The 11,428-nt window shown below is 42.9% G+C and carries 10 protein-coding genes and 1 pseudogene; 5 read left to right on the forward strand and 6 right to left on the reverse strand.

The features are described from left to right. Positions 1-410 precede the first annotated feature (410 nt). Positions 411-1,046 (reverse strand): hypothetical protein, encoded by a 636-nt coding sequence (locus QUB77_RS30540; protein WP_333180634.1) that lies wholly within the window; start codon positions 1,044-1,046, stop codon positions 411-413. A gap of 434 nt (positions 1,047-1,480) precedes the next feature. Here QUB77_RS30540 and QUB77_RS30545 point away from each other — a divergent pair, with 434 nt between their 5' ends. Then, the gene (locus tag QUB77_RS30545; RefSeq protein ID WP_333180635.1) at positions 1,481-1,795 is read left to right on the forward strand and encodes a hypothetical protein; all 315 of its coding nucleotides are present in this window, start codon (positions 1,481-1,483) and stop codon (positions 1,793-1,795) included. A 186-nt stretch (positions 1,796-1,981) separates the two neighbouring features. Here QUB77_RS30545 and QUB77_RS30550 read toward each other — a convergent pair whose 3' ends face one another. From QUB77_RS30550 to QUB77_RS30570, 5 genes are all read right to left on the reverse strand, one after another. Further along, the gene (locus QUB77_RS30550; RefSeq protein WP_333180636.1) at positions 1,982-2,368 is read right to left on the reverse strand and encodes a hypothetical protein; all 387 of its coding nucleotides are present in this window, start codon (positions 2,366-2,368) and stop codon (positions 1,982-1,984) included. A gap of 189 nt (positions 2,369-2,557) precedes the next feature. Beyond that, the gene (locus tag QUB77_RS30555; RefSeq protein WP_333296196.1) at positions 2,558-4,732 is read right to left on the reverse strand and encodes a PQQ-binding-like beta-propeller repeat protein; all 2,175 of its coding nucleotides are present in this window, start codon (positions 4,730-4,732) and stop codon (positions 2,558-2,560) included. Positions 4,733-5,172: 440 nt separating this feature from the next. Beyond that, positions 5,173-5,817 carry a hypothetical protein gene (locus QUB77_RS30560; protein ID WP_333180638.1) on the reverse strand — a complete coding sequence of 215 codons (645 nt, stop codon included), beginning with the start codon at positions 5,815-5,817 and terminating at the stop codon, positions 5,173-5,175. Between the two features lie 16 nt (positions 5,818-5,833). Beyond that, positions 5,834-6,760 (reverse strand): hypothetical protein, encoded by a 927-nt coding sequence (locus QUB77_RS30565; RefSeq protein ID WP_333180639.1) that lies wholly within the window; start codon positions 6,758-6,760, stop codon positions 5,834-5,836. 776 nt (positions 6,761-7,536) lie between these two features. Then, positions 7,537-8,289: a DUF4336 domain-containing protein gene (locus QUB77_RS30570; RefSeq protein ID WP_333180640.1), complete on the reverse strand. Its 753-nt coding sequence runs from the start codon at positions 8,287-8,289 to the stop codon at positions 7,537-7,539. A gap of 318 nt (positions 8,290-8,607) precedes the next feature. Here QUB77_RS30570 and QUB77_RS30575 point away from each other — a divergent pair, with 318 nt between their 5' ends. The 4 genes and pseudogenes from QUB77_RS30575 (at position 8,608) to QUB77_RS30590 (ending at position 11,353) form a co-directional block, all read left to right on the forward strand. Further along, positions 8,608-9,186 carry a hypothetical protein gene (locus QUB77_RS30575; RefSeq protein ID WP_333180641.1) on the forward strand — a complete coding sequence of 193 codons (579 nt, stop codon included), beginning with the start codon at positions 8,608-8,610 and terminating at the stop codon, positions 9,184-9,186. A gap of 18 nt (positions 9,187-9,204) precedes the next feature. After that, positions 9,205-9,513, forward strand: coding sequence for a hypothetical protein (locus QUB77_RS30580; protein WP_333180642.1), 309 nt, complete (start codon positions 9,205-9,207; stop codon positions 9,511-9,513). A gap of 56 nt (positions 9,514-9,569) precedes the next feature. Then, positions 9,570-11,049, forward strand: a pseudogene (gene tnpC, locus QUB77_RS30585) (IS66 family transposase). 109 nt (positions 11,050-11,158) lie between these two features. Further along, positions 11,159-11,353, forward strand: a complete 195-nt coding sequence (locus QUB77_RS30590; protein WP_333180643.1) for an IS4/Tn5 family transposase DNA-binding protein — start codon at positions 11,159-11,161, stop codon at positions 11,351-11,353. Positions 11,354-11,428 lie beyond the last annotated feature (75 nt).

The raw sequence follows: 11,428 nt of genomic DNA on the forward strand, positions 1-11,428 counted from the left end.
GTGTCGGGGTATATCCTCTGGCATCAGAGGTTTGAAGGCAAGATTTAGAGCGACGGTCGCAGATCGATTTTGGAGCGATCGAGTTCTGAGTTCAAAGAAGTGTGGGAGGCATTTGCGGTGAGGCGTAGAAAAAAGCCTGCCAAGACGACTATCAGAATTTTAGATATTTATGAGTGCTGGTTTGATACAGCCGTGCTTACTTTTTGGACAACAGCGAGTGCTATATTTCTAACAGTTTTTGCTGATGTCAAACATTATACTCTGATGTATCTGAAGTGGCAACCGCTAGTAAATTCTCAGTGATTTAGCCTTTAAGTTTCTGCTAGATGACCCTTAGCTCTTAATAAGGGCATGGTAGTGGTTTGGAAAACTTAACTTTTATTTACAATATGCTTTCTATCCTATCTACTTTACGTCAAGTCTCTTCTCATTTGCAAGAGCGCTTGATTCAACCCCTCGCTGTGAATCCAGCCTACGAAGCCACCGTAAATCATTTTGCCATCGCGATCGGCTAAAAAAATGTGATCGACGCCGAGGGGGTTTTTCCAAGCCCTAACCGCTGTTCCATCCCTAAGTCTGATAATCGGATTGGAGCTGTTAAAATCCCTGTGGTGTGCTGGTGTCATTCCTGGGACAGCTTCTAAAATGGCGCGAGCTTCCCTAGTAACATCTGAAATGTTGGCAGCACTGGCTGCTGAACAGCCACATCCATCTGTCACAGTTTGCTTGAGCCTTTCTTTGATATCGCCATCAAACAATGATAATTGCTCAATCTCCTCTAAAAGTTTCCCGTGTGGCTCAGATAAGCGCCTTTGGCAATAAATTGCTGTCAGCAAGTCCTCTAACCCTACTTTTGTTAGAGCCTCTGCAATCAATCCCGTCAAACCTAGTACGGCAATACCTCCGAGCATTCCAGCCGGGCCACCTAGAAATGCTAGAGCTGCTGTGATTGCAGCCGCTCCTGTAAAACCTGTCGCAGCCATCGTCACTACCAGGATGATACCGGGTAAACCCAAGGCAGCTACTTTCTTGACGACTTCATCCATTTTACCAACCTTCGTTGTTGCTTTCTTTCCTCTACCAACCAGTTGCCAACACGAAAAACCTGTTAGCGCACAACAAGTTATTTATTATATCCTGACCTTGCCGTAGCAGTTTCGAGTCGTAGATGGGGAAATTAGATTATCCTGATGGATCTGTAGCGGTTCCAAGTCATAGATGAAAAATTTAAGTTTCCCCGCCTAGATTTTTAATGGTACACCCACCCTGTCACAGGGTTTCACAATCTTAGGGGTTGTAGACTTAACGGGTTGGGCCGAACGTAGTGATCGCCCCCATCAGGAAAATTCTCCCTCAAGCTTCCTTCGATCGAAATACTGACACCAAAATTCTACGACTTTTACCAACAGGTATGGATAATGAAAATAGTTCAAGATATCATAAGAGGCTTAGCAGGTACAGATAAACATAAAAATGTGATATGAACGTTTCGGAAGACTTGAATGGGGCATGGAAAGATGTTTGGAATGTCTTGGAACCAGAGAAATCTTGGTTGACCGATGGAGCTAAATGCGATTGCATCCAGAAAAAACTTTCCTATTTTAATTCCCAACACAGTAACACCCCAGAACATATCGACCAATTTATTAAAGCTTTATCCAGAGGAGAGGGTTTAGTTCAAGCAGCGATCGAATGGCAAAATCCAGCCATCGGTCAAAGCGAAACCCGCAGCGTCAATGATAAGCTGCGATATCATATTGCGCTTTCTTCTCCCATAGAGAATTCTAAAAATTAGGGTGATTATCAGTTTAACTTGGATGTGGTTTTGCTGGAGATATGCAGCCAAATCTATCTGCTTGTACTTCAATTAAAATCTTTGCGATCGAAGGCTTCGCTCGTCTATGCAAGTAATATTTGCAGGAGAAAGTTCAGACTAAACGCCTTCGGAATTTACGATCGCTCACCAGCACTTGTCTTATCCTCACTCAACCGCATTAGACAAACTTTCAAACCACCACACTAAGGTACGGACATGATCGAGCCCTGAAGCTAACCGATCGCCCATCCAATCGCCATACTCCCCATGCTCGCCTGCCCCCCACACTATGATGTACTCTAGTCCCGGATCAATCTGCACGGCAAACCCACCGCTAGAGAAGTTAAATACTGCGTAAAGGTCGTCTGGCTGAACAGACCATCGCAAGAAAACGACGCTTGCCGCCAATGCTGGGAATTCGTTGAACACTTCAGCGAAGAAGCGTTGACTGAATTCAGGGGCGTCGGCTAAAGCGATGTCTGGTGGCTGGCTCCACCACTGGCCCTTTGTCTCACGGCCACAGCGAGGATCGTGTTCTTGAAACTTGTCCATATCTCGTAACTGTAGGGGAAAAAGAAGCCCCGCATTGCTTAATCAGGGTATGAAAAAAATAAGTCGAAAATCCAGAAGCTTTGTAGGTAATGGTTTCTAGGATTTGCATATTTAGTTTTTCATACTATAAATCAGCAACGCGCGGAAAACAAAATTTTGATAGTTGGCGATCGCATACTTTCCCCTAATTCAACTGAGCGCGTAAAGCTTCCCGTCAGAGTCCGTAGTATAGATTACCCCCTCCGCGATCGCCAGTTCAGAGTATAATGCCGTTCCTATTGCAAACTTCCATAGTTGTTGTCCTGTCAGAGCATCTACTGCATAAACATTACCGCTAAAGGTTCCTAAGTAAACAATTCCGTCAGCAATAGTCGGAGGTGTTTGTATGTTAGTATCCGTTGTAAACTGCCACTTCTCTTCCCCAGTTGTGGAGGAAAGTGCGTAGAGTGTATGAGTATTTTGGCCGATAGTATAAACTGTGCCATCAAAAATCGCCAGAGCGTGTCTCAACGAGCCTTTTTCTGGACTAAAGTTGCACTTCACCTCTCCAGTACGGATATCTGCTGCATAGAAATTTTTCTGTCCAACGAAGTAAACTGTTCCATCAGAAATAGCTGATAAGCGATCGTCGTACTGTTGAGTTTTGAATTGCCATGCAACTTCTCCTGTAGCGAGAGAAAGCGCATTTACGTAATGATAATTGTGTACTAAAACGATTTCATCATCTATCAAAGGGCAACCGCTAGATGAGGACACTTGGGCCTGCCACTTTAATAGTCCATTCCGACACGACAGGGCAGAGAGTTTGTGAGATCCGTCTTTGTTTCTGCTGTAAACATAGATTATGCCATTAACAACAGCAGGAAACGAAGCGCTGCTGAGTTTGATAGACCACTGTTCTTGTCCAGTCATCGCAGAAAGTGCATACAAAGAATCACTTCCGATGTAAACCATGCCATCAGCCACAGCGGAACAAGAATAAGTTGTTTTTTCAAACTGCCATACTTGTTTTCCAACTTCAGCATCTATGGCATAAAGATTAGAGTAACTGGCGCTGACATAAACTATTCCATTCGCGGCAATCGGGGGGGATGATAAATGTCTATCCAGCGATAATTTCCACTTCAATCCAACAACCTGGTGAACACCTCTAGTAATGTAAACACCAGTTTGTTGTGGATTGGCGCGATACATAGCTCCATCTGAGCTAATTGGAGGATCTGCTAAAGGCTCTCCTTGAATTGAAGCATCTGAAAGGATTTGGTTAATTAGTGCTGTTGTAGTATCAATTGCGTATAGATAACCATCTTCACTGCCAAAGTAAACCACTTCAGCAGCAATAGCAGGAGATGAAGACACTACACCCATTGCTGTAAACTTCCACAGTTGCTGGCCTGTAGTGCTGAATAAGGCATAAAGATTTCCGTCTTCACTGCCGAAATAAACTATTCCCTCAGCGATACTAGGGTAATTGATGTTCCAATCACCACGGTAAAAAGTCCATTGTAATTGTCCTGTTTCTTTGTTGAGAGCCAATAAATATCCATCTCTCGTGCCAATGTAAACCATGTCATCAGTGACTAACGGACTTGTGCAAATATAACCGCTTGTTTGGAATTCCCATACAATTTGTCGGCTAGCACTATGTAAAGCCAAAACTGAACTTTTTGTAGAGGAATAGTAGGACGGACAGCTAACATAAACTATTCCGTTAACAACCACTGGAGCCAAAAAACTGAGATTGTGTTTGTTGAATTGCCACTGTACCGCAGATGAAGCACTATCCAGTGACCAGAAACTACCAAATCCAAAAATGTAGACTGTGCCATCAGCAACAGCAAGAGAACTAACTCCATTGGGTTGCTCAAATTGCCATATTACTTGCTGGGTAGCAATATCCACAGCTTGGAGATAACCCTGTACGTTCATAATAGGTGTGCAAGGGTGCTCGGTGTTTGACCCGTGTATTTCCGTAAAATTACTGGCTACATAAACAACACCATCTGCTACAACGGGCGATGATTCCACTACGCCTGGGGTGGCAAATGTCCATTTAGCTATACCTGTTTTCAGGTCTATTGCATACAACTGATTATCGTTACTGATGTAGGCAAAATCATCAACAATTGTCGGTGACGATGGACGTAAGAAGGCATTTTCAGACCCTTCCCCTTCTTTTGGTATTTGAAAAGTCCACTTGGCTTTTCCATTTCGGCTATTAACTGCATAGAAAGTACCCTGGTCGTTTATAACGTAGACTACTTGATTAATAACGACTGGAGAAACACGTATTGTCATTTTTGTATTGAACTTCCACTTTAATCCATCGGGGTGATGAACTCCGCTACCATCATATAAACCCATACGCTGTTCCTCTAAAGACGGTCGATGATTTCTTTGGTCTAAATTTATTTTGTGAGCAAATTTAACACTTATTCTAGAAAAAGGAAAAAGTATTATAAACTTAAAAAGTTTTAAGATCTCGACAATTAAGCCTGAAACAAATAAAGCAAAACACAAAAAATATTTGCTCCTGTAATCACATCACTTCTGTCATAATCAACTGGCACATTGGCAACTGATCCGCAACCCGCAATCACTCAATCCTCAGCAAATTTGTTAGCTTCACACAAACAATCCCTTGGAGAATCATTAAAAATAGCCCCGTTGTTTTAGGTCAAGCTTCATTATGCTTCATCCCGCAAATGGGTAGCTGCCAGTTCCCTCACAGCGCCTGAGTATCTGCTTGATTTTGAGCGTTTCTCTGGAATTGATAAATTCGCATCTCACCCGACCCAACGACCCTACCTCACAAGAGCGATCGCGCCCCCATCAGGAAATTTCTCGTTCAAACTCTGATTGAAATAATACTGACACCAAAATTCTGCGACTTCCAACAACATGGGTACGGATTCAGCAACGATACCCGAACCCGACTGCAATCCATAGCCTTCTACATATTCTCTAGCTAGTTTGTAAGCCCAATAGGGAAAATCTGTCTCTACCAAACACCGCAGTGCATACTCTAGCTTGAGTAAATCTCCACTGCGAACAAAGCGCACCGTTGTCCACCTAAAATTGCGGTAGTCATCCCCTTGCACCCCATCAATGTCTCTCAATAAGTTTCTTAGAGATTGCCTGCTTTCGTAACTAGGGTTTTCTCGGTAACTGTCCATCAGTGCGATCGCTTCATCCACTAATTGTTTTTGCTGTTCCCATTCTTCATCCGTGAAATGTTCTGGACAATTCGCCTGATTTATCTGCTGCTGCACCCGTTGGGCAATGTAGAGCGCAAACTTTTCGGCAGCAACTTCATCAGGGCACAGACTTTTGATACTCGTCAGCCTGGTTATCGGTATGGCAAATCGAGTTTTTTCAACTTCTTGGGTGGCTTGAATCCATTTTTGGATTTTATTGGCAATAGCACGTTGTTGGTTGTTTTGTTTCATTCTAAATTACCGACGCTTAATATCCTGATTGAAGCAGCGCTCCAGAAAGTAAATCTGTTAGTTGGAGTGTAACAGCCCACTGGTTTAAGTAAGCGAAATCGAGTCGTTCCCCTTGCACCTTCAAAACTCCCAACACATCCCTCCACTGCTTTTGGGAACCGCCAGGAATTAGTTTGTACCAACTGAGTTTTTGCAGTACGATATCTTCGGGCGAGTAGATGTAAATTCCCTCTTCTGTTAAACCGCTAACAGGATGAAGCTGGCGACGACTCATCACGGAAGTCGAAAAAGGGTCATCGCTGCCCATCACAAAAATGTCTGCTTTCGACCTAGAAGGCAAATAGATGACATTGAACGATGATTCGCGGGGTGCAGCTTTTGACTTGGCAATTGCTTCACTCACAGCCGATTCGCTTATGTAAAACTCGCCTGACATGGCATCAATTAGTCTCTGTGCTGTTCCCGCTTCCAGGTCAATCACTAAGTCCAAATCTTGCGTAGATCTGTTCTCTCCCAACAGCGAACTTGCCACCGAACCTCCCACCACATAGGGAATATTCAGCGGTAGCAAGATGCTGGCTATTTTTTGCGCTAATTCGATCGGATCTGCAATCACGAGTTCACCCCAATCTTCGCTATTTGATAAAACTTCTATCCACTCAGCGCCCAAGCACCTTTTAATAAATTCTTGCCGAACTTTTGCCTCAGTAGCATTGGGATACTGGGTTTTTATTCCAGATATTGCCAACCTTCGCACCGCTTGATTGAAAGCGCAAGTCCGCTGTACTTTTTGTTGGGGCGTTAGCTGCCGCAATAGCTGAAACATCAACACGTCAGCCTCAATGCTGGTATCAATAGATTGTGGCTTGTATCCTGACTTAACTGTGACTGTTGGTATTGGTGGCATGATGCAAGGAGAGTGAGACAGCAGAGATTTCAACATTATATTCCCGAATCAAAGTTTTTCAGACCGCTTTATAACAATGACATTTTTCCTTAATTATCATGAAATTATAACCCTGAAAACACTTGCTATAATGATGTCCGAAGCAAAGGCGATAGTTACCAGCGCTACTAACCAGATGTCAAGGTTTAGAGATTGTAATGTTTAATTATTTAACGAGAAATTCTAACTAAGACTTTTTTCACACAACTGTTCTTGGGAGAGATGAAGATATGGACTTAAATCAAAAGTCTGGCAATCACCGATAACGATCGCCACTAATAAAAGCTGGAGGGGCAACCCTTGGCAATCTCAAGAAAGAATTAGAGGAAGCGCGATCGCCACTTGCCATTCGTTTAGCAGAAAGGGAGAGTTTGCTAAGGCAGAGCGAAAAAGATTGCGCCGAAATCTCCGACCTCAAACAAAATTCCACCCCTGCCCGTGATATGAAGCGGGTAATTCCAACGGTCGATCGCCCCAAAAAAAAAGCCCCCGACGGAATGTTAGAGGGCTTTTTTTCACGATGGGTAATTTGCAATTGGTAATTGGCAATGAGTTTTTGCCCCAATTACCAACACTATAAAGGGCTTCAGGAGTTTTGGCGATCGGTTTGGTTGGTGGGTAGCTCAATCCTTCCCACAGGGTTTTAGCTCCTTGTCTAGTTCGGCAGCATAGGCAAGGGCAAAAGTGAGCGGCGGTAGGTACAAGTGAAACTAAGCATGAGATCCTTTACACTATCGGCTTCATTAAAGTGTTAGCTTGCTGTCGTCTAAACGTTATTCAAGCCAGCGAAAAGCACGCCCTAACTCAGCAGTACCGTTATTCTCATACCAACGACCGTGGGATAGGATAACTTTTTCAGGGTTCCACTGAAGTATTCGCTGTAAGCAGCTACGTGCCTGTTCCTTTTTCCCGATAAATGTCATTCGCAAATCCAATGGGAGTTTTCCATCCGGATCAGCTACACCTCCTAATTTAAGTAGCCAATGCAACTGCTGACTCACTTTATTTAGTTCAAAGTTTTCGATGAGATCGGCAAGGATGAGAGTGGCGCTCTTGCGGTGGAAAAAGACCACTTCTTCCATAAATCGACCGCCACGAAAGATTAATTGGTCTAGGTCTGCTACCCACTCATGTGGTGGTTCATCTTCCAAGTCAGCATCAAAATCCACTGCAATTTTCTGCTGCGCGGCACGATCGCGAACACCTGGAGATGCCCATGCTATAGCTTCTGAATAGGCGCTAGTCCAAGCACCGATATGGGCGTAATGAATTTTGTTGGGCGAAATGAGGTGGCGCAGTGAACCGAGGGAGTCAATTTGAGCTTTCAGTTCTGGAGTCAATTCTGTTGGTGAATGGCACCATAGGTCACCAGTGCTCAGTCGCACAATCGTCATTCGGGTTGGGAAGGGAACCAAAGCTCCATACATGGCCATCTGCACGATGGAACCATCTACGATCCAAATATCTTCATCAACCTGTTTCAGAAGGTTGATTGGTTCATAAAGTGCGATTGCGTCGTTGCTCATAGCTATGAAAGGAAGGTAAAGCCTTACTGCTCTAGCGTGGGGTATAAAAGTAGGCTAGCAGTGCCCATCACCTGCCGCAAGTAACATCTGCATTAAATCGATTATCTGTTGGTAGGCAGCGTGCCTGGCCGTTGTTAGCTTGTGTCTTCGTTGTTAAAGCACTCGCAATTTTATAACAATACTCCGGACAGTTTTTAAACAGGGATGCTTACGCAATAAAGCACAGAAGCGAAAAAACTGAGTGCTATCTGAACCCAAAATAAACAGAAAAAAAGGCACTCTTTTAGGTTAAGCTATAAAAACACACAAGTCAACAGATTGCATGAGGAAGATTTTGAATCAATCTTACAACAAATGCCAGAGATTAGTCAACCCCAAAAGAAGTTTTTAATCACTTTATTCTCAACTATTTTGCTGGTCTATGGTAAGGTCAACTTCACGAATCTCAGTCGTTATAGTTATTTGAGCGAAAAAACCTACCGTCGTCACTTTCTCAAAAGCTTTAATTTTCCACAATTTAATCAATATTTCCTCCAATCTGCCTTAAATCCTGAACACACAGTCATTGCCGTTATCGATTGTTCTTTTTTAAGAAAAAGTGGCAAAAAAACTGACGGCAAGGGTTATTTTTATAATGGTGTAGCGGGGAAATTGGAACCGGGGTTGGAAATTTCTGTGATTTCTATTGTCGAAATTGATAGTTGTTTATCTTATAGCTTAAGCGTACAACAAACTCCATCACGCCCTCAAATAAAGCCCGGAAAAAAACTGCCACAAAAACCGAAGAATTGCTGCTCAAAAAAATCTCGAAAAAACCCCAAATCTCAAAGCTCAACGCCTGACCTCACAAGAGTTGATGATTATGCACAACATCTAAAGAATACTCGTTATTTCTGACCAACTTCTGTACGTTATTTGGTCGCTGATGGCTATTACTACCGCTCTAAATTCTGGGATGCTGTGCGCGACTTAAATTTAGACTTTATTGGCAAGTTAAGAGTTGATGCTAACCTACGCTATCTTTATACTGGTGAACAAAAGAAACTGGGATCTCCACGTAAATATGATGGTAAGGTTGACTGCCATGATTTGAGTCGTCTTAATTTTGTTAAAGAAATAAAGCCGGGAGTTTCATTATATACATTAGTTGTGTGGAGTTGTTGTTTAAATTGCCCCATTAGTTTGGCTTGTATTTCTGAGGTTCAAGCCAACGGACAAATGTAAGGATTCAGGTCAGGGGGTATTGACAAAGATGATACTGGAGGGAGAATATTAGAATTATGAAAAAAGAGCCGCCTCTCAAACTAGACAGTGAAATATTGAACCTGTTGGCTCCCTCGCAACTGGTAGAGATAATTATTGAGCAGGCCAAGGCTATAGAGCAATTAAAATCGAGAGTAGTAGAACTAGAAAAAAAAATACAGGAACTAAAAGTCAGCAGAGATTTAGACAGTACAATATCATCCAAACCTCCATCGGCCGACCTCCTCAAAAAAACAGAGAACTATCCAGTTGCTCAAGCATCCGAGAGCCAAATACCAAAACGGAAACCAGGAGGGCAACCAGGACATCCGGGAAAAACGAGAAAAGGGTTTGGCCGAGTAGATAGAGAGGAGATATTACGACCGCAAGTGTGTAGATGCTGTGGTCAACAGGAATTCAGTGGCAAACCAATAAAAATAGAGATACAGCAAGTAGCACAGTTAGTGGAGTGGCCAATTGAAATTGTAGAATATCAAAAATATACCTGTATTTGTAGCCAGTGTGGGGAAACACAAGCAGCAGACTGGTCAGGCGAGATAGTACCAGGACAAGATATAGGAATCAGACTGCAAGCTTTTTTAGGATGGCTTAATAATTACGGGCATTTATCCTACGAAAAACAACAAGAACTATTATGGGAATTGGGAAAAATAGAAATCGGGGTGGGAACATTAGTAGCCACAAATGAACGAATAGACAGTGCAGTAAATCCAAGTATTGACCGGCTAGCCGAGTGGCTCAAGCAAACTCAGCCAAATATCCATGTTGATGAAACACCTTGGTTAGTCAAAGGGATAAAAGAATGGTTATGGATTTTTGCCAATACCGACTTCGGTCTATTTCATGCGGCTGATACTCGTTCTCGCGCCGAGTTAGACGCCATCCTGGGTTCAAGCTACGAAGGGGTACTGAGTTCTGATGATTATACCGCTTATAATGGTTATCCGGTGAAAGCTCAACAGAAATGTCTGGCGCATTTACGCCGTGATTTCAAGAAGCCGATCAAACTTCCCGGATTAAATAACCAAAAGATTGGGGCCTCCTTTCTCAGTCTGGTCGATGAAGCCTTTAAAAACTACGCTTTATTCCAACAAAACCAAAATAGTGATGAATTCTTGAGTTGGGCATCAGGGTTTAAACTAAAAGTTGAAACTTCTATTCATTCAGGGATGGAGCAAGCCGGAGGGGAAGCTGGTAAACTGTTGCGATCCTTGCAAAAGAAATCCCATCAGTGGTGGTATTTTTTAGATCACCCGGAGATCCCACCGGATAATAATTTAGCCGAACGAACATTACGTGAGAGCCGTAACAAAAAGAAAAGTTAGTGGAGGTTCCCGCTCAATGGAGCGGTTCCAAGATACTGCCAATCTATTGACAGTTATACAAACTTGTCGTCGTCAAAAACGTTCTGTAATTGATTTTTTTGACCAGGCTATAAAAGCAATGGTTAATTCGGCTGTGCCGACCCCATCTTTAATCCCTCAACTTGAGACCTGAATCCTTACCTTTTCACGGCATCTCTGCAAGGTAGAGTAGGAAGTCATTCTAGGCAAAAAACGTGGATGGTGATATAATGTCGTGAAAATCAAGTAAAGGCAGGCGAAAAATGTTGAGCTGGTGGGAGAAAAATTTTGCAAGTTGTGAATTAGGAGATGAGAGATTAAACAATAGAGCCTATGCAATCGGCAAAGCCTTAAGTCAAGGCTTTGGGAAAGCATTGTCAGAAATATTTACAAGTGCAAACGAGTTGAAAAGAGCTTATGAGTTTTTGCCAACAGCAAAACAAAATTTGACAGAGTAATTATAGTCATTTCAAATAAGTATGAGACACTCTTTATGCACAATAAGCACGAATAACTTCATCAAGAGATGTGCC

Source organism: Microcoleus sp. AT9b-C3, from assembly GCF_036705485.1.
Taxonomy (GTDB): Bacteria; Cyanobacteriota; Cyanobacteriia; order Cyanobacteriales; family Microcoleaceae; genus Microcoleus.